Raw genomic sequence first — 20,804 nt, forward strand, 5'->3', positions numbered from 1 at the left:
GTATCTTGACAGAGTAGTAGATGCCAGCAAGCATCTCAGCTAATGCTGACGAGCAAGTTGTTCATAGACACCTTCATAGGCATCCAACATTTGACGCATTGAGAAGCGCTCTTCAACGTAGTCACGACATTGCCGACGGTCAATCTCGACCAGATGCTCTACCGCAGCCGCAGCCTGGACACAATCACCGGGAGGAATCAGGAAGCCAGTCTTGCCATGCCAGATAACCTCCGCAGTTGCGCCGCGTTGAAAAGCGATCACGGGCGTACCGGCAGCCATCGCCTCAACAGGAGTCAGGCCAAAAGGCTCATCCCAGGCGATGGGGAAAAGCAATCCTTGAACCTCGCCCATCAATTTCCATAGAGATGCATGATCCAATTGCCCCAGATAGGTAAAACGATCCCTCTGCTCCTCCAGGCGAGGAAGAATACGCTCGGTATAATATCCCGCATCGTAGATCCCCCCGGCAAGCAATAGACGGCGTCCTGAACGCTCTGCGATCTCCAGAGCTGCCTCCACGCCTTTTTCCGGCGTGATGCGTCCAGCAAAGAGGAGGGGAGCGTCAGATGCTACATGAGCCACAAAGGGGATCTTTTCAATCTCCAGGCCGTTATGGATGACTTTATCAAATGAGGTGTATGCAGCGTAATCCTGCGCACACGCCTCGGAGACGGTGATTAATGTCACGGGATGTTGTTGACGCTCCAGGATACACAGAACTTCGTTGATCTCTGGCGAGATAGCGGGCAGATGAACGGTATGAATCACTGGAATGGCCGTAATCAATGTGCTACAAGAAAAGCTTGGCCAATCAAAGGCATGCGCATGGACTACATCAAATTCGGCCACTCTCTGCCGCAGGCGTAAAAAGAGTTCAAAGAAGACGTTTGCCTGTGCCATAAAGCCTGGATCAAGCGACTGCTCTCGGCCCGGCTCCGCGAAACTCGACGGTGTTACACTGGCAGGTACGTTAACTGGCTCGATGGTCACTCCAGGCACAAACGAGCCTTCGCGTGCAAACAGCGTGACCTGATGTCCAAGCTGTACCAGCCCCTGAGCAAGATAGGCAACCATAGCCTGTGCACCACCCGTAAATGGTTGAGAGATCGGTGTCACTAATGGCGCAATCAATGCGATCCTCATGCAATTCCTACATTTCTCCTACCATCGCGCTCCCCGCGATAAGCAGCGCTATTATTTTCAGTTTCATGGATCTTCACTTCATACAATAAACCTGCTGGAAAATCGGGCTCAAGTCGTTCCCAAAACTTTATCGCCAGCATCTCAGCGGTTGGTATCACGCCCTCAAGCCAGGGGACATCATAGTTAAGATGCTTATGATCTACCCAGTCGATAACACGCTCACTGGTAATCTTCTTCATATCCGTCAGATTAATCACCATACCCGTAGTCGGATCAGGCTCACCGCGTACTGTCACCTCAAGAATATAGTTATGTCCATGTCCATTGGCGTTCGCGCATTTAGCGTAGACACTATAGTTTTCTGCTTCAGTCAGATGATCGCTCCATAAGCGATGCGCCGCACTAAAGGTAGCGCGACGGGTCAGATAGACCATATATATTGTCCTCCATGGTCAAAAGAGAGAGCTACATAGTCTCAGGTAGTCAAAAAGCTATGCATTGGTAAAGAGTTCAAGATTGCTACCGTTATACATACGTCCTGAGTCATCAGCCAGATAGAGCAGAATCTCAGCCAGATCAGCTGGAGTCATACCCGCTTTGAGATGAGGTGCCGCTTGCCGCAGCATATCGGTATCGACAGCCCCCGGGCTAACCGCACAGACACGGATATTATAGGGTTTCCCTTCTACCGCTAATATTTCGGTAAGGCCAGCGACTCCTGATTTTGAGACGTTATAGGCACTCATTCCGGGGAACTTCTCCACGCCTTTCACACCAGAAAGTGACGAAATATTAATGATCACCCCCTGTTGCTCATGCATCATCAGCCGAAACGCTTCACGGCAACAGAGAAAGGTACCGCGCAGATTAATCCCAAGCACCTGATCCCAGGTAGCCGTATCCATCTCAAAAAACGGCTTGACCGCCACAATCGCAGCAGAATTAATCAAAACATCAACCCGACCATATGTCTCTTTGACACGCTGAAAAAGTTGCAGTACATCTTCCTCATGTGAGACGTCTCCAACGATAGCGAGAGCCTGCCCACCATTGTGTGCAATCTCGCTTGTCACCTCATCTAATTGAGACTGGGTCCGACTGAAGAGCACAACCTGAGCCCCCGCCTCGGCCAAAAGTAGTGCAGTTGAGCGTCCAACGCCTCGACCTGCACCAGTGATCACCACAATTTTATTCTTCATCATACTCAATTATAAACACTCCCGTAACATTTCAGCCTGGTCATCTTGTTGAAAGATGGTAAGCTCTGATATAATGCGAAGCACAAGTATCCTTAGATTGAGAATACCCACCATTAATTTTATCATCTAGATGCACCTTATATTTCCTGGCATTCAGCTAAAAAATATACGGTAGTACGTTTATAGTTGCAAGTGCAGCGTTTTTATATGGCTCTTAGCCCAAATAACGGTTTTGAAGGCGTTTAGAGATTCATATTGCATTATTCAACCCTATCTAAATGGAGCTAGTACACGGGGGAAGCATGAACACAGATACCGTTCTGTCTGGCAACTTGAAGGATTTTGGCCTGGTCGAAATCTTACAGATTGTCGAGCTAGGAGGCATGACGGGAGCAATTCATCTCAAACAGAGCACAGGACGCATTGGTATCCTTTACTTCAATGAAGGAAAGCTAGCCAACGCCAGTGAACTGGACCCGGGTGCATTAGCTCTAGGAGATGTCCTACAGCAAATGGGGATGACCACCTATCGTCATATCGAAGAAGCCTACGCGCAACAATTACAAGATCCTTTAGGCAAGCGGATCGGCGAGCGTCTGGTGATGATGAATGTGATCACCGAACCACAATTGCATGAAGCTCTACGCATGAAAACGCTATGGACCGCTCGTGAGCTTTCCCTCTGGAGCGATGGCAATTACGAATTTATCGCCAGCACAAACGTCCAAAAACTTCTCCCTTATGGCGAAGCCTCGCTGGATATCGAGGTCGTACGCGCTACGATGGAGATGATCCGCTACGCCGACGAATGGCAGGAGTTAAATTCAGTCCTGCCACAAGGGATGCGCACTATGCTCCAACTCGCCCCCACCATCGCATCTGCGATGCGCTTTGATATTCGCAGCCTCGAGCTGTTCACCCACGTCAATCTTTATCGTCGTGTCCGCAGGATCGCCAGCGCCTTGCGCCGCCCTGAACTCGACGTTGCCCGTGAACTGGGTCAACTGACACGCAACCGTTTTCTCCTACCCGTTTATCAAGAAACGCAGAATACCAATGGTCGTAAGGTACGCCTCCCTGATCCGGCCGAAAAGTTACGCCTCGAAAATTTTGAGCTTCTCAACCTCATCAGCCGTATGGAACAGGAATGGGAGACCAAACGTACTCCAACAGAGCAACTTCCAACCATGGTAGTCTTTATCAATTGGACCATGGATGCGCTAAAGGAGACCTGCCGCGTCAATGGAGTCGAACTGGATACCAATACGTTACAAGCTCTGATGATCAATGAAAACCTCTGGCATATGGGTAGCTACGAGTTTCGTGTCGATCACAATCATATCGACGTTGCAAACTTCACCGCATTATGCTATGAAATCCTCAACGGTGACATCAAAAAAGCTGCCGGCTTCTATGATGAGGCATCCATGGTGCTTCAAAGCCTGCTCAGTTGCATCTTTGAAATGATCAATGGGCGTGTAGCGAACCCCCGCGAGCGCATCGAAAACCAGGAGGTCTGGGAAGCGATGTTCGAACAGTTTGCGCTACAACGCAGCGAGTCATGATATTAATCGCCATGTCTGGATAAGACGGATGTTTTCATTGTCTCGTCCGCCTTGCCTACTCTTCAAGAGCTAAAAGCTGCGTCGGCGTAGAGCTTTGTAGATAGAAAATACCATCAAAGGCTTGTGGCAAACGCGCTTCCACCCAATAATTCGCAACATTCTTTGCAGCAACAATCCCTACAGACCTGTACATATGCGGCTCGGACAACCACTTATACAGCTCTTGCGACAAATCCTGGAGGTCGATAAGCATGCGAGGTAGTCCAACAGCATTGAATATATGCTCGTAGCTGGCGATTAAGGGAGAGCCTAAGGCATGGGTCATGATCTTTCTGGGCTGAGTTGGATCTTGTGCGTTGAAAGTCCCCTGCCCAACCAGCATAGCAAACGTTTTAAATTCTTTGCCGTATTTCTGATGTAAACAAGAACCAAGAGAACGGGGACTACTTTCATCGTACGGCGCCGCAGCCAGTTCATTGTGTGTCCAGATGAACATTTTCGCTTTTGCATCCGCCTGATCTAAATGCCAGGCTGCATTTTCAGCCATAAATTGCCTGCGGATTTCATACTTCTGTACAGAAAACATCTTTTCAGCTTGCAAAAGACAATCTGCACATTGCAGAATATAAGCAAATTCACGTGGTGAGGATCGCGCTTCGTATCTCTTACGCTGGGCCAGTAGAAGTTCTTGAGCATGCTTGAGCTGTGACCAACACGTATTTTTAAATTGCAATGGCTCATCTGCATAACTCGATAATCGCTCCCGAAATAGCCAGAAGTCAGCATAGAGATCACGAAACTCATCTCCTGCGGATGCATCAACTTTATCGATATAGGTCAGCACTTCCATGATCATATTGTCGCACGATTGCATATCTAAACCGAGCAATTGGATGGCTGGTCGCTTACCTCGCTGCTCATTATAAGAGCGCATCCAACGTACCAGATCAACCATCTCTTGCGTTCGCCAGATCCAGAACCGCAGACCGGCCAGCAACTGGACAAGATCACCTTTCCCTGTCAATACATATTGATTAAGATCATTGACTTCAACCAAACCATCCTCTATTGCAAAGAGCGTAAACCCTTTCTGCTCAACCAGAAACTTCCACAGGCGATGCTTCAAGCTAAAAAACTCATGTGTTCCATACGTAGCTTCTCCACAAACCACCACACGGGCATCATCTACGATCTCCCCGAAGGGAAGCAGATCGGTCATCGCGCCATCAGGTACAGAACTTGTAAACGCAATGGCCTCTTTTTTCAACCACTCAATCACATCGACACGCAGATCTTGCATATACCTCACCTTATCAGCCACTAAACAGGAGCTCTATCCAACAAATTGCCACATTACCATCCATTAACTCTTACTCTATCTATACGAATTAAAGGCAGTATTTGTTCCAAAAATGTTCTTGTGTACTTTACAACGCTATTATGCAGTCCGTGTGACAAAACCAGATCATACAATCCATGAGTTAACTTGATAAAGAAAAAAGATCGTGTAGAGGCTATCTAAGCTAAAGACGATATCTTTCTCATACATTTCTAAAAGTCAGGCAAATTGACGCAAGAGAAAAATTCCATAGATGGATAGTATGGTAATACCAAATAAGCAGATCTACTTAACTACACTTAATATACTATTCTTTCTATCTGAAAAAAAGTCGGCAAGTGCGCAGAAATGCGCACTCCAGTGCTGAATAGCCTCAACAGAGTCATCAAAAATGGCTCCGTCACATCGACGGAGCCATTAAGAAAAAAAGTATCCTGCTATTTTAGCAATCAGCTCATGAGCTGAGATGATCTCTACTTCGCTGGATAAGAGATAAAAACGCTTTTAATCTCGCTAAACTCGTCCACCCCTTCGGTGCCAAGCTCACGATGTCCATTGCCGCTACTTTTCATACCGCCAAAGGGCAAATGGATCTCAGAGCCGGTAGTTGCTGCGTTGATATAGACCAGACCGGACTCTATATCACGCATGGCACGGAAAGAGAGACGAGCGCTTTCAGTAAAGATACCCGTTGAAAGTCCATATTCTGTTGCATTGGCAACCTCTATAGCTTCCTCATACGAGTCGATAGGGATCAAAGAGAGAAAGGGACCAAAGACCTCTTCGCGTGCGATACGCATCTCTGGTTGGACGTCGCCAAAGATCGTCGGTTGATAGTATGCGCCTTCATCATATGCCTCCCCTGTCAGCGGAGTTCCTCCTGTGAGCAAGCGGGCACCCTCATCCTTCCCAACATGCGTGTATGCATGGACCGCCCCTACGCGTCCACGATTGACCAACGGTCCAACATCGACTTGAGCATTCAGGCCATCGCCAACGCGAAGCTGTTCAGCCGCTGCGACCATACGTTCGGCAAAGGATTGATAAACGGCACGATGCACAATGACGCGACTGGTCGCTGTGCAACGCTGTCCTGTCGTTCCGAAAGCACCAAGCGTGATATTATTAACAGCCAGATCCAGATCGGCATCGTCCATCACAATCACAGCATTTTTGCCACCCAATTCCAGAGCACAACGCCGCAAGTCCCTGGCGCAGATCTCGCCCACATGACGTCCTACTTCGGTCGACCCGGTCAAAGAGATCATATTGACACGCTTATGACTCGCCAGAGCGTCGCCCAATGTCCCGCCTGGACCTGTGATCACATTAAAAACACCAGCGGGTAGGCCAGCCTCATGCAGGATTTCAGCCAACTTGAGGGTCAATAACGGAGTATCGCTGGCAGGTTTCAGCACGACTGCGTTTCCTGCCAACAAGGCAGGAAACGTCTTCCAGGCAGGTATGGCAAGTGGAAAATTCCAGGGAGTGATGATACCAACAATTCCGACAGGATGCCGGATTGTCAGGCAAAATTTATTGGGAAGAGCCGAAGGAACCGTCTCGCCCTCGGCGCGACGTCCCTCGCCAGCCACAAACCTGGCGACATCGATCGCTACCTGAATATCTCCACGTGTCTCCTTGAGGATCTTGCCCATTTCACGTGTCATTAAAGTGGCCAGTTCCTCATGTCGTTGCTCCAACAACGAGGCAGTACGCAAGAGAATATCTCCACGTAACGGAGCTGGCGTAGCAGCCCATGCTCGCTGAGCTTGAGTTGCGGCAGTCACCGCATCCTCAAGGTCCTCCATAGAGGAAAGCTGATAATGCCCAATGATCTGCTGAGGATGCGCAGGATTAGTACTCATGAATGTTTCACCACTGTGCGCATCACACCATTGGCCTGCAATGAAGTTCTGATAAGTAGGAATTTCCGTTGAAGAAGTCGGTGTCATAAATATCTCCTGGTTAACAGCACACACCAATCAATGGTAATCATAGTGAATTGGATCTCTTTCGCGTGCCATAGTGACCTTCCCATCTCAAAATCATTATAGCAGAGGGAGGATGCTGTTCAATTACGAGGTGATGTTCATGCCAACAAAAAGAGGTGCGGTCTGGTTTTATCAGACCGCACCTCTTTTTTAGCTTAGACGCTCTCTACTGTGGGGCCACTACTGCCGGTGGCTGGAGAAGCTGGAGGAGTCTCTTGAGCCGCTGCTGGCGGGGTCTCCTCGACATAATCTCCTTCTTGCGCGGGACGCTTAAATACATAATATGCTGAATTCGACGTCAAAGGCTGTACACTTACCAGTTCCCAGCTATCATGACCAATACTATTAAAGTAACGTCGTACAAACGAACTGCGCCGCTCATTCCCGATCAATGTCTCGACACCTTCACAGGAGATACGTCCACGATAATCGACGTAGACTACCTTATATGCCCATTGTCCCATCATACTCTCCTTTGCAGAAAAAGCTGTTGCCTCAATATATCCTAACCACGCACCATTCGGAGGCACATCGACTCAACAAAAGATGCGTGCCGACCTATTTAAAGGCCAGTGGGATCAAAGTGTCTCTCAGAGTTCTCCATCAGCATGACACCATCCGAACCATATCCGATGATCCATCTCGTTCACAGAGTTTGTGCTTTGTGCTTCATTATCATGCCTCGCCCACAGACAAATTGCACGCACACATTCTGCTACGAACGCTTGTCGCCCGCCGGGTTCCACAATCAGCGCTTGACTTTACGTTGGTGCCATACTGGTGGGGCCTCTACACATGCATAGTATAGTCGGGACAATCCCGCACGACACCGCTATTTCCACCAGTCTTTTAAGCGGCTGAAACTACCTGTATCAGACCTGTCTATTTCTACAGGTCGCGCATACCGTGCAAGACGCATAATCACAAGGCATTGAAAAAACGCTCAGTCCTGGCAACCTTACAAACAAACGTATAACGTATACAAATACAATAGTTACATATCATGACAAATTGAAAGTTCTATTGCAACAAGCATTGATAATTAACGTATAATAAGAAAGGACTTTTGTCTCGGTACATCCATCCTCTGAACAAATTATCATACATTAAACAGTCTATTTTACGCGAAGAGGGCGACATGACTGAACGTACGCTATCTCTAGCCGAGGTACGAGAACAATTGAGCTCATTACCCCAGTTGTTACAAGACAAAGATGAGCCTATTGTCGTAACCCAGAATGATGTTCATATTATGGCAATCTTATCCATCAATAGCTACATACAAATGCGTGAAGCGATCGAATCGCTGAACCAGACACTCGAGATTCTGCATAACGAGAAATTCATGGCATCTTTTCTCCTCGCACAAAAAGGCATGAAGACACAACCATTGATCTCGCTTGAGCAGATCAAGCAAGAGTTAGGCTGGGACGACGAAGAACGCGAGTCGATGTAACCGACATCATTGCGCCCATCAAGCTTGTTCAGCCTCACGCTTCTGGGCATCTTCAATTAAACTTGTGATTAATTGGAGCTTACGAATAGTATGTTCCACATTGCGCTTATTGCGTTCAAAGCCATCGGGGGCTAGCTGCTTAAACCAGGTCTGGATATCATCATCGGAGATATCAAACCATTTTGTATCCGCCTGCAAGCGGAGATAGACTCGCATTTGCGGATCTTGCTTTTTACGAGCAGGCGTGGCTAAATTTGTATTACCGGCACTATCCTGCTCATCTTCGGCCACCACATCAGCCACATCAGAGGCTGGATGCAGCTCATTGTTCAGAGCCTCAACATCGCTGGCGCGAAAAAAGCCGCCACGAGCTTTAAGCCTTCCCTCTTTAACCCACAAATCCAATGTGACACGATCTATCCCTAAACGCTGAGCCGTAGCGCTGGCATCAATAAACGCGAAACGTCCGCCTGCCGGTTTACCTACCATAACATCACCTTTTCTTTACTATTTACTACTATCCTCATTCATCCCACAGATATTATAGCGCACGCAGGCTCATCGATTATCCTTTAACTGCTCACACAAAAACCATGCAAACGCCTCGATCATAATTAAGTACTAGTACTCAGCATGCTCCACTTTAAAAACATCACTGTATTATCATATTTCAGGCTTTTTCAACAGGTATTACTATCTTTTCTAGGAATTTTTTGCTTTATGCCAGGAAACACTTGTGGGGACTTTTGTGATTATGCTATGCTTACAAATAAATTAAAATTATTTTAACTTTGTTATATCAATGAATGAGAATGCAATGTTCTAACAAAAAAGGGAAGTGATGCTATGGATGCCAAGTGGATGATGACAAAAAAAGGAGTACTCACTTGTTATGTAAGTTCTTTTGTTGTTATTTTCAGTTGCTATCTCGTCTTAGGCGATGAGTTATGGCATCAGCGGAATATCATTGCTCTCTTATTGTCGGGAGTGCTGGTGATACTAGCAGTCGGAGCAGGAATCATCTCGTTCCAAATAACCAATAAACCAGTAAAGTATATACAACTACAATCCGAAGAGCTGACACGCCAGATCGCTCTTGCCAATGAACAAGCGCTTCAATTCGAACGCGCCAAAGAGCAATTTTTAACGAACGTCAACCATGAACTGAGAACACCTCTCACGGTTGCCTATGGCTACTTTGAGCTGTTACAGGTGATTTTTGAGCAAAACGGTTCACTGGAGTACGAAAAGCATGCAGCCTATGTGCGCAATGCTCTTAGTTGTTGCGAAGATCTCTGCTCGATTGTCAATACTATTTTACAGGAGGTCGATACTGACTTCTGCCAGATACCCATACAAAGCCAGCCATATCGCGTCAAAGAGATCATCCAGGAAATCTGCGCCTCAGCCGCCATACCCAGGCAGGAGAGGCAACGCATCTGCATTCAAGCCAAATCCGATCTCATGATGTATGCCAACAGCCAGAGCCTGCACAAAATCTTCTATCAGTTACTCAATAATGTCTTTAAATACGCGCCCGCAGCCTCACCAATTATGATCAAGGCCGAGCCTGATATCCTATCCAGACAGCATATATGTATCAGTATCCAGGATACCGGTCCAGGCATTCCGCTAGAGGATCAAACACGTATCTTTGAGCAATTTGTACGCCTACAACGCAACGTCGCCGGCAAAGTGCGTGGCACCGGTCTGGGACTGTCTATCTGCAAACAGCTCGTGGAAGGCATGCAGGGAAAGATCTGGGTCGAGAGCGCTGGCATCGACGGACAAGGAAGCACCTTCCGTTTTACCCTACCCATAGTTACCGACCCAGATAAGGAATATTCTTCCAGGCGTGAATAAGCATCTCAGGCGCTGTGATAGCGATAGAACATGAGAAGTGTGCTTCCATAGCGACGCTCATCGGTCAAAGAAAAATGCTGGCATTCGACCGCCGCCACACCAGGACGTTCCTTCGGATGGATCTGCACTATAATCAACGTCTCTTCATGCACAAGCGCTGAACTATCGAGCAACTTCAAGGCACGTGCTCCCATCTCCTCATATTGAGGAGGAGCCACATAGATAATATCGTAGACACGCGCCACTTCTGGCAAGGGAGGAGAAAACCGATTCCGCTTGTCAGGAGTGGATTTAGCTGGCGGGACTACAGGCTGGAGCTGATGAGCTAACAGAAATTTAAAGGAATCAGCTTGTAACGTCTCAGCACGTGCCGTCAGACCAGTAATCTGAAGATTCTCACGCACTAATCTCACAATCGTAGGACTCATCTCAATAAATGTGGCCCGAGCTGCGCCACGACTGAGCGCTTCAATGCCAACACCGCCTGTGCCGGCAAACAGATCTAGAAAACGAGCATCCGTCACTTCCGTTGCCAGAATATCAAATAGAGCCGTTTTTACGCGATCCATGATGGGTCGCGTACCAGCCGTCTTAGGAGACTTTAATCTCTTCCCCTTGGCCTCACCGGTTACCACGCGCATAATTTCCTCCCTCCAGCACTTCCAGGACAGCTTCGACCTGTTTCATAAAATCATCTTCCAGTATCGCCCAGGAGATCAAAGCTTCGGCCTGATCGACCTTCAACTTCTTGGGAGTTTTAATATTCCAGATACCTTCAATCAGCGCACGCAAATCATCCTCAGAGATCTGGGTCAGCACCACATTGCTTAATACCTGTAAACGCTGCGGGCTTGTGAGAGTGACTCCCTGTGACGCGCGCAATGTTTCGATTTTCTGGCTGGCACGCTCTAATTCTTGTGCACTAAACTCATCAGGCAAGGGCAGATCCTCAAGATCTTCGTCAATCCCGTTGGACATTGAGGGCTCATGAAGATCATCGGCGCTCACCTCTTCATCGAAACCCGCACTGACATGGCGATTGCGCATCTCGACCACAGGAGCATTATCCTCAGAGTGTGGAATACGGGGCAAAGGTCCAGAAGGCTGGACACGTGGCAAATCATCTCCGCGATGGGTGGGAGCTTGCAGCGAAGTAGCGGCTGGCCCGCTTTGTCCAACTTTTTCCTTAATCAACTCGAGCGCGTCGCGCAAATTAATCCCTGTCGTGAGAGAACGAACGTTTAGAATCTCCATCGCCTGTTTCGGAGTCATATCCATATTATCTTTAAGATACTGAATAAACTGCGGCAAAGGCATATTGCTGCCTGGCTCACTGGATGGAAGTGGCAGCCCTCCCGTTGGACGACCACGTCCTGTTGGCGTCTCAGCGGGCATGGCAACCTGACTATCAGCTGGCTGTGTTGAGGCATGAGGAGCCGATACGGCCGCCGGCCTGTTGCCCGGAGCAACGCGTGGGGCTGCGCTCGGTGCCACAGGCGATGTCCTGGTATTTACCGCTGGCTGCGGAGCTGACCGCGTGGTCTTGGGTCCTGTCGCTGGCTGGGAGGACGCTGCTGGCACAGATGAGACGCGTTGATCCATATGCATGGACAATTGTTGCATCCCCTCTTCAGCCTCACGGATCAGCTGTCCTCGCACCTCAGAACTCGCCCCGACAGGCACAGGAACACTCATCTCAACTGTATGAGTACGCCCATCCCTGGTATATTGGGTCGCATAGCGTAACCAGATATATGGCCCGGCCTCTTCCTGTATATTCCTATTGCCATCCATGGACGCCTTCACCTACTTTCTCTTGCAAGGGAGCTCTCTCTACCAGACAAATGTCTTTATGTAATTAATAGACAGTGTACGTACATTATATCAAAAACGCCCTATCGACACATCCCTAATCGCATGAAATTCGCGCCTGCTAACGACTAGTAAAGAAATGTCATCCGAATTTACGCAAAATTTTGGATATTAGTCTTAATTACTTGTATAATCTATCTTTTTTTGATACTGTGGAAACGTATAGGCTAATTAATAGAGGAGAAGTGGCATTTAAAATTATGAGCTCTATTTTATCTGAGACAACCGAAATCCAGGAGGATACCTCCACACATCTGTCCAGACGACAGCTTATCTTGCTGCTCACCGGCTTTGTCGTACTGTTGATTGTCGCTCTGTTGATGCGTTTATATACGTTGGGCGTGTTATTCGATCGGGATTCGTATGATGAGGGGGTCTACTGGCAAACATTGCGTGCAGCAAGTGCGGGCTTCCAATTGTATAGGCCAACATTTTATTCACAGCCTCCGATGTTTATCTTATCGGTTCTGCCAACCTATCTACTATTTGGGCAGACAATCTGGGCGGCACGGCTAGGGATCGCATTGATCTCGCTCCTGGGATTGCTCGGGATCTTTCTCCTGGGCTATGCGCTGCGCGGACGTCTGGGAGCCTTTGCAGCTCTGCTACTGCTACTCATGAATCCCATCTATCTTTCCGCATCACAAACGCTCCAGGCAGAGGGTCCGCAGATTGCCTTCTCTGTCCTGGCAGTTGGCTTTGCCTATCTCTGGTGGCAGAAGCCAACAGGATGGCGTGGAAACGTCTATGGAGCCCTGTGTGCTCTGACGTTGATGCTGAGCATCTTCAGTAAATTATTTGCGCTGGCGACGGTGGCTCCGATTGGATTGCTCGCTCTGGCACAGATATGGCGTATCACACGACAGCCAACCGGTAAGCGCTGGCAAGCCACACAATCATTACTGATTGCTTTAGCGGTACTCATCCTGACCACAGCCATCATCATACTACCCTACTCCAATGTATTCTCCTCCTTCTGGTCGGGAGTTGTGACATTTCACAATGTTGCAACAACAGTCAGTACACGTGCCGGGAATGCCAAACAGATCAAACTCTTTTTCCTCGCGTTCCCGAACTTTGCCGCACCGTTAGGCTTGACGGCACTCGTCGGATCTATCGTGGCACTACTCAAAAAAGATTGGCGTGTCATTCCTCTCATAGCCTGGGCCTTGATATCGAGCATCTTACTCTGGCAGCAAGACCCACTTTTCCAGCATCATCTTGTCATTCTCGCTCCGCCACTTGTCTCCCTGAGCATCATGGGCTTAGGAAAGCTACCCGTCACAAAAGAACAGCTCACGAAGCGTCCCATGCTCATCACAGAAATAAGCCTGCTCCTCATATTGATCACAATCGTCGTTGGTGCCATCGCAATCCGCTCAAACTATCGAGCGTTACAGGCGCAAGAAGCATCCAAAACCACACAGGCAGCGATCCAGGTCTCAAAAGATCTTCAGCAGGTAGTTAAACCCGGAGATTTCGTAATCACCGATGGGCAATTTGTCACTGGCCTGGCCGATCGCAGCACCCCACCTGAACTGGTCGATACGTCGAGTGTGCGCATTACAACTCATTATGTGACCAGCCAGCAACTGATTCAACTGGGGACACAATCCAAAGTACAGGCCATCCTCTACTACACAGGGCGCTTAATCAATCCTGATCTAGCAGCCTTCCAAAGCTGGGTCAAACAACACTTTCGCGAAATTCATCATTACGGCAATGGCAGTTCTCTATGGATTAGGGTACAATAGAGGACAGATACATATCTGTATGATCCAATGTGGTCACGTTAACAGAAAGGACAGCATATGCAACCGAAAAAGAAGCCCTTCAGCACCATGGAAATTATCTTAGTTGGTGTCTTAGTTGGCTCTCTAGTACTCTCATTTTTGCAGGCGCGTCAGGAAGAAAAACATTAAGCGCGCAGCCCAACAAAAAAGAGTGCCATAAATGAGAGGCACTCTTTTTTGTTGGCTCATCTTCAGCAGAGCATCAACGCATACCGTTTTTTAATTCGCGCACAAAACCGACGGCTCCTTCTTTCCACGTCATACGCGCATCTCTGCGCGCCTTCTCGCGCTGCTGAAGCAGAAAATTGATCATCACCTCACGCTTGAGGTATTCCAGACGCTGTACATCATACGATACCCGACGAGATAGATCGCTCAGCACAGCATACGCCTCATTAATTTGTTTAATCCGGCTATCACCCGCTTGCTTATTCACATCGGGATGATAGATACGCGCTAAACGCCGATACGCCAGTTTGATCTCGTCGACAGTAGCTGTACTATCGACCTCTAGCATTGAATAATAATCCTGAAAGGCCATAAGCTATTCACCTGTACTTCCGAAGCCTCCGCGTCCGCTACCCACATGGTCCACTTCATTCCATTCAAAACGTCCAATGGGAATAAAAATACCTTGCGCGATACGTTCACCACGCAACACAGTTACAGGCTCGGTACGAAAATTATAAACCGAGATCATTATTTCATCGCCATCGCCACAATAATCCTGATCAATGATTCCCACACCATTGGGCATCAATAAACCTTTACGCCGTGCCGTACTACTACGCATGGTCAAGAGTAGCATATATCCGGGAGGCGTCTGCACAATGATATTGCCAGGAATCAAGGCCAGAGCCTGTGGTAGCACCTCAGTATCTTCGCGACAAATCAGATCAAAGCCCACTGATCCTGCTGTCGCATAACCAGGCAACGGCAATTCTGCATCGACTTGTTTAATATTTACCTCGAGAGGTTGTACAGATACGTTCATATACGTTATTCTTTTTAGTTCCTTAGGCTTATGAATGTAGGTTTAAAGCGGTGTCAGTTTTTCCGCATCGCTTTAAACCTCTAGTATCTTTTATTGTTCATTTTTTGGAAATTTGATCAAGAATTTGGGTAAGCAGTGTTTCTATATGATTGAAACTGGCTGTATGTTGAGCAAGCGTTGCTTTAACATTAACGATATCAGTTTCAATGCTTTTAAGGCGTTCTTCGGTTTTTTCTTCAGTTTTAATGAGGTATTCAGTAAGTTGTTTGAAACTGTTTTCTATGTCTCCAGTGAGTTGTTTGAAGCCGACTGCAGTTTCTCCAGATAGTTCTTCAACGTGTGTATCTGTGTTAAGCTGTCGGCGTTCTAGTGCGCTTATCCTTGCTTCAAAACGTGGGTATGTACTCATTGCTTACTTCCTCTTTAACTTTCTGGCATGCTGTCATTATACCTTGTTGTGATTTACTTGGCTATGCTATTCGTATTCTTTTAATGCCTTTTGGTATTGTTTAGCAAAGAGCGAGTTCGATGTTTTGAGGTCCAGCATGAAGCGAGGAAAAAGGTCGTTTTCTTTTGCTGGCTGCTGGATGAATCCTAGCGACTTACTAAGTTTCTGCCCATCGTTTTCAGCACTAACAGCGTAGATGTGATGGAAAAAGATTTTTTGTTGTGCTAGTTCTTCGAGCAGTGATAAAAAGCCTGAAATGAGACGGAAGCTAAATCTTTTGTTATTCGGAACATCTTGCCTTGTTGCAATCCCTATATAAATGTCGTATGTCTTACCAGGCTCATAGGGTAAAATGTCTTGAGGTAACATATCCCAGGAGCGTCTTTTTCCACTCATCATATCCTCAAGGGCATCGGGCTTAAAAGGTACTGCATGAATATAGCCCATTACCTCACCTTGCCATAACACAACATAGTCAATTAGTGGGTTAACTTTGTACCAATTTATACGTTGCTCAGCTGATGTTGTTCTCCATCCCATTTTTGTAAGGACATTGACAATACCTTGAGCATCTTCTGGTCTAGCAGATCGTACCTCTGATGTTGCTGTTTCTTCTGTGCTGGTATGTAAGAAAAGAGCTATCTCATTCGCCAGTTTGTCAATTTCCTTTTTCTCATAGAATCCCTCTACACGTAACGGTGGTACAAACCTTTTGATTTTTCCACCCCTAACGTAATATCCAAATGTCGAAGCGTTCATTCCTAGTTTTTTCTGAGCATCTTTGGCTGTATAGTATCCCTCTGGTGCCTTCTTTACTGCTCCACCTCTAGTACCTTTGACTTGTTTGACGTGTCTATCTTCTTTCACTTGACAAACCTCTCTTTCTCATGTATATTTATAAATGAGTTTGACGTGTCTAACTTGTTTAGCAAGATTATCATGTTGTAGACAGACTTGTCAAGCTGTTCAATTGAGTTCAATCAAGTATTAGGAGGTGTGTTTTATCTTCACCACGTATACAGTGCAAGTAATAAGCACTGTTGGAAGTCAAACTGTCGTCGCTTCAGCTGGTGATCCTATGGCGGCAATTATTGATGCATTAACATCTTTGGAGTTTGAAAATTTGGATCAAGTTGTGGGTATTTTAGTATCCACGTATGCGTAAGACGTGAGGAACGACAGAGACGTTTATCCCTGTCGTTAAACCCGGATACCCTATGTTTTCGAGGCCTAAGGTATCCACGGAGATTATAGCATATGAAGCTGTTTAGAAGCCAGCCTTCAACGTCTTCTTCTGATGAGCCTAATCAGGATGCATCTGATGATGTGCACACGCCATTGAACCCGTATTGTAGTGATTTGAGTTGCTGGTGTCATACGAATGTTTCCTATCATGATGATGTTCAGCATCCAGATCGGTATCACACACCTGAGGAGGTTGAACAGGCGTTTTCTTTTTTCGGTCTGGGTCGTGGAGGATATTAATCATGCCACGATGTCAGGTCTGCGATCGGGTACGCAAGCATGTTGTTGTCATGCAAATTGCTGGCATGATGCTGGCTCTCTGTTTGAAATGTCGTGACCAGGTCAACAAAGAAAGGATGAGTTGGTAAATGAGTAATGGTCGTTGTTCCTTTTGCAATGCGTATGTTCCTGGGGAGCTCTTACTCAGAGATGATGGTCTGGTTCGTGATGGGGTCTTTGAGCCTGATATCTGCCCATCATGTGCACAGCAACACGTCACAGAGAATGCCATGGAAGAAGGGACGTATAGCATTGAACCTGATACTGATGATGATGAGGCTTTCCCGGTTCAGCAACCTCGGCGTCGTCGCTGGAGGTTCTAAAGAAAGGACGAATTGGTAGATGAGTGATAATTTGATGAATGACGATTTGATGCAAGCTGCGACGCCTGAAGGGGCTGCGTTTCGAAGGCAAGGATTACAGGAGCTGGAGGAGGAACTTTTAGCATTCGACGATTGGGAAAGACCAGGGGACCGTGAAGAGGCGTTGGGTCATTTCTATGCGTATGCTGCTCGGCAAGCTGAGCTTGATGCCGATTTGCTTAATGGATATCAGGGCAAGTAAAAAGGCCGCTCTTGTTTGCAGACAAGAAACGGCGTGGTGAGTCTAGTTTTGACCGTTAGTTGTGGTTTGTATGGCTATCCTCATAGGTACTATAGCACGCACAGGATAGCCACATCAAGAGAGGAGAATCTCATGATACCTGTGTTGTCATTGACACCATTTCAACTGCTCTTTGTTGGCGGTTTTCTCATCCTGGCGTGTGTGCTCACACTCATGTTGCGTACACGTAAGCTGCTATCCTTTGCCGTGATCCTGGTCGTGGCCGTGCTTCTGATGCACTATATGGCACCGCTCGCACAGGTTGTCACCTCGATGGCTCACTAGAGGGAGGGAATCATGCAAGAATCAATTCTGGCACGCTACTTTTCTGATGGTGATGCTTTTGTCCAGTGGATCATGCAATCAACGGCGCTTGCTGAATGTATTGAGTCCTGGCTGATGGTTCTCAGTCAAGTGCAAGATGCTCGGGCAGTGCTCGAAGCTTCAGATATTCCGGCTGACTCAAAGCTCGGAATGTTCATCGCTGGCCGTCATGCAGCGCAATCGTTACAGGCCATTGCCACTGATGGCGGCTTTACAGCAACGGCGGAAACTTTCTATGCCTATTATGTCCAATGTTGTCGTGCGTTGTGCTTTTTCGGTCCATCAGCTGAGGAGGTCGCGTAGATGCCGGCACACCTGCGCTCTCGCGCCTTTGATGTCCATGTGTGGCCGTCTGTTGAAACGGATGAAGTTGAGCCTCCGATCAGTGCACAGACACATGCGTTTACCTCGTTACATGCCGCGCAGCAGGTCATGGTTGAGCATGGGCTTGACTATGCTGATATGGTCTGCGCCACCGTTGCCGATGGCTATAGCGGGAGCGAATGGTTCGCTGAGGCTCGCTATATCAACGGGCAGTTAGTCTATCAACCCGTTAAGCGATAAGGTCCTGCTGTCCATAGGACGACAGAACATATGTTGAGTGAAAGGAACAAGCACATGGAACTTGGATCAGATGTTGTCATTACTAGTGGAATATTGGAAGGTGAACTAGCGCGCATTGTCCCGAATCCTGAAAGTGGTGAATGGTGTGAATCCTCGAATGGTGTTACCTGGGTGTGGATTCGCTTCTTTAATGATGGTGTTGTCTATGGTCGGGAAAAAGGGTATGCGATTCTGAGTCAACAGTGGTATGAGGTTGACCACCTTCGACCCATTTACTTGAAACCTCTGTCGTTGGGTGATGGCATGTGAGTGTTGCGTTGTCATCACCTGACATGATCGATATTCGAATGAAAAGAAAGATGCGGGCCTGGCCTGCAAGGAGAAAAAACTATGATGCAATTACAAGGAACCCTCAAATTTGGTGCTGCCTATAATGCCGATGGCAAAGACAAATCAAAAAAAGGCATGATTTCCTTTACCGTCGCTGATGAGATTGGCAACATTTATTCCTGCCAGATGTGGGAGGACGATCCTCAATTTGCTGATCTGGCACAGAACATTGAAAGCATGCGCTTTCAGCCGGTCCAACTGACGATCAAGTCCTATGTGTCTCGCCTGCGCACATTTAAAGATGGATCAGAGAAACCGCAAACCAACTTTATCGCGGCGAATGTACATTTTCCCTCGCTGAATGCGGCGGCTCCAGCTGGTGCCATGACTGGGGCATAAGGACGGCTGCCCTGGTCGCGTTACTATTGTTTTCTTTTCCCTCTGGGATGAAAGGATCTGTCTATGTCATTCTTAAAAACGGGTACGGTGGTTCGTGCGCATCTCTTCCGTGAGCGCTTTGACGTGATGATTGCAGTGATTGCACCGTTTATCATCATGCTTGAATCGGGCTATGGCAATGCCTGGGCCTTTGCTGGTGGTGGATCGCTCTTCAGTCCAACGGGCGTGATCGCCCTGGCGCGTGGCATCTTCCTGGAAGGTCTGATTTTTGCCATGTTCAAGCTGGTGCGTCTCTTCTTGTCGAGAAAGCTCTGGCGGTTCGCGTTCCTGGCGCTGATTCCTGCGGCGATTGGCTTTGTCGGGATGGTTGTCTCAGCTGGGTGTAACCTGGGCTTTGTCAATCATAGTGGGGAGATGGCCTGGGTTGTCTCGACCGTGTCGCAATATATGCCGCCGTTCCTGGTCGCTGTCTTTAAATTGGGACTGGGCTTGCTCTTTCCGATTGCAGTGGGTGCGTTCGCGCTCTTTGATATGACGCACCTGGTCGAGGATATGTTTACCTCGTCGAGTTTGGAAGATCGTTCGATGATCGTAGAGCGTGCCGAGACACACCGGTCAATGTTTCTCAAATCGCAAAAAAATGCGGCTAAAACCGCCCAACAACATTATGATACGGCCTGCGCTGCCGACGTGGATAACATTGTCCGAGATGTCAAAACAGGAAAGCTTGATTTCGGAATGGACGCCTTAAAGCAGGATAAAACAGCCGTATCAAAGGCCGGTGTACGGAAAATCTCACCCGTGCAACAGCCTGCGCTGCCGTCGCCTTCTGGTCTACCTGGTCTGCCTGGTGCTGCATTCTCACAGCAACCAACATTTGTGAATGGGCAAGTGTCTACACCGCCTCCGTTCTCCAGTGGCAACACACAGAATGTACGGTTTCCTGCTCCACAGCCGACACATGGATACCCACAATGGCAAGGAAACGCAAGTAACCAACCGAAGCCCTAGTGATCGAAACACTTGCACGCCTGCACGCCTGCACGCCTCACGTGGCACTGCAGGCGTCGCACGCTACGAATAAATACCTGATGCATACAATCGTCTTTTTAGACAGTTTTCTGTAGGATATCCATCTTCAAGCGAAAGAGCAAGCCGGGACACACTGAGGTTGATCCTGGCTTCCTGAGGCAAAGAACGTGCATGTGCTGTGACTGCTCACCCGTGACGGTGCGAAGCAAGCATACTACCTTGATGCCTGTGACAGAATTGAAATGACGACGGTGCTAAGAATGCAATCTGAGTCTATCACCTTGGCACCGTCGGCAAGGCCGCCACTATGCAGGCGTCAAGGTGGAGATGCTAGTCACAGACCATGATCGCCGTGGGTGGGG

General features: G+C 47.8%; 27 protein-coding genes. 14 read left to right on the top strand and 13 right to left on the bottom strand.

Annotated elements, in window-relative coordinates:
• Window positions 1-39 precede the first annotated feature (39 nt).
• Genes AC27N8_RS20405 through AC27N8_RS20415 form a run of 3 tightly spaced genes read right to left on the bottom strand, consistent with a single transcriptional unit; the run spans window position 40 to window position 2,345 of the window.
• Window positions 40-1,143 (bottom strand): glycosyltransferase family 4 protein, encoded by a 1,104-nt coding sequence (locus AC27N8_RS20405; RefSeq protein WP_487069245.1) that lies wholly within the window; start codon window positions 1,141-1,143, stop codon window positions 40-42.
• Window positions 1,140-1,577, bottom strand: a complete 438-nt coding sequence (locus tag AC27N8_RS20410; protein WP_487069246.1) for a 6-carboxytetrahydropterin synthase — start codon at window positions 1,575-1,577, stop codon at window positions 1,140-1,142. The genes AC27N8_RS20405 and AC27N8_RS20410 overlap by 4 nt, the downstream gene beginning before the upstream one ends.
• A 57-nt stretch (window positions 1,578-1,634) precedes the next feature.
• The gene (locus tag AC27N8_RS20415; RefSeq protein WP_487069247.1) at window positions 1,635-2,345 is read right to left on the bottom strand and encodes an SDR family NAD(P)-dependent oxidoreductase; all 711 of its coding nucleotides are present in this window, start codon (window positions 2,343-2,345) and stop codon (window positions 1,635-1,637) included.
• A gap of 299 nt (window positions 2,346-2,644) precedes the next feature.
• Between AC27N8_RS20415 and AC27N8_RS20420 the strand changes: the two genes are divergently transcribed.
• Window positions 2,645-3,907: a DUF4388 domain-containing protein gene (locus tag AC27N8_RS20420; RefSeq protein WP_487069248.1), complete on the top strand. Its 1,263-nt coding sequence runs from the start codon at window positions 2,645-2,647 to the stop codon at window positions 3,905-3,907.
• A gap of 55 nt (window positions 3,908-3,962) precedes the next feature.
• Here AC27N8_RS20420 and AC27N8_RS20425 read toward each other — a convergent pair whose 3' ends face one another.
• From AC27N8_RS20425 to AC27N8_RS20435, 3 genes are all read right to left on the bottom strand, one after another.
• Complete coding sequence (locus AC27N8_RS20425; protein ID WP_487069249.1) at window positions 3,963-5,207, bottom strand: erythromycin esterase family protein; 1,245 nt, start codon at window positions 5,205-5,207, stop codon at window positions 3,963-3,965.
• A 512-nt stretch (window positions 5,208-5,719) separates the two neighbouring features.
• The gene (locus AC27N8_RS20430) at window positions 5,720-7,201 is read right to left on the bottom strand and encodes an aldehyde dehydrogenase family protein (RefSeq protein ID WP_487069250.1); all 1,482 of its coding nucleotides are present in this window, start codon (window positions 7,199-7,201) and stop codon (window positions 5,720-5,722) included.
• Window positions 7,202-7,395: 194 nt separating this feature from the next.
• Entirely contained in the window at window positions 7,396-7,707 is a 312-nt protein-coding gene (locus AC27N8_RS20435) for a hypothetical protein (RefSeq protein ID WP_487069251.1), read from the bottom strand.
• A 671-nt stretch (window positions 7,708-8,378) separates the two neighbouring features.
• On the opposite strand from AC27N8_RS20435, the gene AC27N8_RS20440 reads away from it, so the two are divergent.
• A complete protein-coding gene (locus AC27N8_RS20440) occupies window positions 8,379-8,696 on the top strand; it encodes a type II toxin-antitoxin system Phd/YefM family antitoxin (protein WP_487069252.1) in 318 nt (105 codons plus the stop codon).
• Between the two features lie 18 nt (window positions 8,697-8,714).
• Here AC27N8_RS20440 and AC27N8_RS20445 read toward each other — a convergent pair whose 3' ends face one another.
• Window positions 8,715-9,185, bottom strand: a complete 471-nt coding sequence (locus tag AC27N8_RS20445; RefSeq protein ID WP_487069253.1) for a MerR family transcriptional regulator — start codon at window positions 9,183-9,185, stop codon at window positions 8,715-8,717.
• 372 nt (window positions 9,186-9,557) lie between these two features.
• Here AC27N8_RS20445 and AC27N8_RS20450 point away from each other — a divergent pair, with 372 nt between their 5' ends.
• Window positions 9,558-10,559, top strand: coding sequence for a sensor histidine kinase (locus AC27N8_RS20450; RefSeq protein ID WP_487069254.1), 1,002 nt, complete (start codon window positions 9,558-9,560; stop codon window positions 10,557-10,559).
• Between the two features lie 5 nt (window positions 10,560-10,564).
• Here AC27N8_RS20450 and AC27N8_RS20455 read toward each other — a convergent pair whose 3' ends face one another.
• Together AC27N8_RS20455 and AC27N8_RS20460 are read right to left on the bottom strand one after the other, a co-directional pair.
• Window positions 10,565-11,200 (bottom strand): RsmD family RNA methyltransferase, encoded by a 636-nt coding sequence (locus AC27N8_RS20455; protein ID WP_487069255.1) that lies wholly within the window; start codon window positions 11,198-11,200, stop codon window positions 10,565-10,567.
• Window positions 11,181-12,353: a hypothetical protein gene (locus tag AC27N8_RS20460; protein WP_487069256.1), complete on the bottom strand. Its 1,173-nt coding sequence runs from the start codon at window positions 12,351-12,353 to the stop codon at window positions 11,181-11,183. The genes AC27N8_RS20455 and AC27N8_RS20460 overlap by 20 nt, the downstream gene beginning before the upstream one ends.
• Before the next feature lie 263 nt (window positions 12,354-12,616).
• Here AC27N8_RS20460 and AC27N8_RS20465 point away from each other — a divergent pair, with 263 nt between their 5' ends.
• Window positions 12,617-14,185: an ArnT family glycosyltransferase gene (locus tag AC27N8_RS20465; RefSeq protein ID WP_487069257.1), complete on the top strand. Its 1,569-nt coding sequence runs from the start codon at window positions 12,617-12,619 to the stop codon at window positions 14,183-14,185.
• Between the two features lie 241 nt (window positions 14,186-14,426).
• Here the strand turns inward: AC27N8_RS20465 and AC27N8_RS20470 are convergent, their stop codons facing one another.
• The 4 genes from AC27N8_RS20470 to AC27N8_RS20485 all read right to left on the bottom strand — a co-directional run bounded on the left by AC27N8_RS20470 (window position 14,427) and on the right by AC27N8_RS20485 (window position 16,533).
• Window positions 14,427-14,765, bottom strand: a complete 339-nt coding sequence (locus tag AC27N8_RS20470; RefSeq protein WP_487069258.1) for a DnaJ domain-containing protein — start codon at window positions 14,763-14,765, stop codon at window positions 14,427-14,429.
• A 3-nt stretch (window positions 14,766-14,768) separates the two neighbouring features.
• Window positions 14,769-15,218 (bottom strand): dUTP diphosphatase, encoded by a 450-nt coding sequence (gene dut / locus AC27N8_RS20475; RefSeq protein ID WP_487069259.1) that lies wholly within the window; start codon window positions 15,216-15,218, stop codon window positions 14,769-14,771.
• A 97-nt stretch (window positions 15,219-15,315) separates the two neighbouring features.
• A complete protein-coding gene (locus AC27N8_RS20480) occupies window positions 15,316-15,627 on the bottom strand; it encodes a hypothetical protein (RefSeq protein WP_487069260.1) in 312 nt (103 codons plus the stop codon).
• 66 nt (window positions 15,628-15,693) lie between these two features.
• Complete coding sequence (locus AC27N8_RS20485; protein WP_487069261.1) at window positions 15,694-16,533, bottom strand: GNAT family N-acetyltransferase; 840 nt, start codon at window positions 16,531-16,533, stop codon at window positions 15,694-15,696.
• Window positions 16,534-16,923: 390 nt separating this feature from the next.
• Between AC27N8_RS20485 and AC27N8_RS20490 the strand changes: the two genes are divergently transcribed.
• The 10 genes from AC27N8_RS20490 to AC27N8_RS20535 all read left to right on the top strand — a co-directional run bounded on the left by AC27N8_RS20490 (window position 16,924) and on the right by AC27N8_RS20535 (window position 20,421).
• Window positions 16,924-17,151, top strand: a complete 228-nt coding sequence (locus AC27N8_RS20490; RefSeq protein ID WP_487069262.1) for a hypothetical protein — start codon at window positions 16,924-16,926, stop codon at window positions 17,149-17,151.
• A gap of 2 nt (window positions 17,152-17,153) precedes the next feature.
• The gene (locus AC27N8_RS20495; RefSeq protein ID WP_487069263.1) at window positions 17,154-17,279 is read left to right on the top strand and encodes a hypothetical protein; all 126 of its coding nucleotides are present in this window, start codon (window positions 17,154-17,156) and stop codon (window positions 17,277-17,279) included.
• Window positions 17,280-17,513 carry a hypothetical protein gene (locus AC27N8_RS20500; protein ID WP_487069264.1) on the top strand — a complete coding sequence of 78 codons (234 nt, stop codon included), beginning with the start codon at window positions 17,280-17,282 and terminating at the stop codon, window positions 17,511-17,513.
• Window positions 17,514-17,532: 19 nt separating this feature from the next.
• Entirely contained in the window at window positions 17,533-17,754 is a 222-nt protein-coding gene (locus AC27N8_RS20505) for a hypothetical protein (RefSeq protein ID WP_487069265.1), read from the top strand.
• A 132-nt stretch (window positions 17,755-17,886) separates the two neighbouring features.
• Window positions 17,887-18,078 carry a hypothetical protein gene (locus tag AC27N8_RS20510; protein WP_487069266.1) on the top strand — a complete coding sequence of 64 codons (192 nt, stop codon included), beginning with the start codon at window positions 17,887-17,889 and terminating at the stop codon, window positions 18,076-18,078.
• Between the two features lie 12 nt (window positions 18,079-18,090).
• Entirely contained in the window at window positions 18,091-18,420 is a 330-nt protein-coding gene (locus tag AC27N8_RS20515; protein ID WP_487069267.1) for a hypothetical protein, read from the top strand.
• Complete coding sequence (locus AC27N8_RS20520) at window positions 18,421-18,681, top strand: hypothetical protein (RefSeq protein WP_487069268.1); 261 nt, start codon at window positions 18,421-18,423, stop codon at window positions 18,679-18,681.
• A gap of 54 nt (window positions 18,682-18,735) precedes the next feature.
• Window positions 18,736-18,990 carry a hypothetical protein gene (locus AC27N8_RS20525; protein WP_487069269.1) on the top strand — a complete coding sequence of 85 codons (255 nt, stop codon included), beginning with the start codon at window positions 18,736-18,738 and terminating at the stop codon, window positions 18,988-18,990.
• 81 nt (window positions 18,991-19,071) lie between these two features.
• Window positions 19,072-19,410: a hypothetical protein gene (locus AC27N8_RS20530; protein ID WP_487069270.1), complete on the top strand. Its 339-nt coding sequence runs from the start codon at window positions 19,072-19,074 to the stop codon at window positions 19,408-19,410.
• A 63-nt stretch (window positions 19,411-19,473) separates the two neighbouring features.
• Entirely contained in the window at window positions 19,474-20,421 is a 948-nt protein-coding gene (locus tag AC27N8_RS20535) for a hypothetical protein (protein WP_487069271.1), read from the top strand.
• The last annotated feature ends 383 nt before the right edge of the window (window positions 20,422-20,804 follow it).

It is taken from the genome of Dictyobacter sp. Z7_2, from assembly GCF_057551105.1.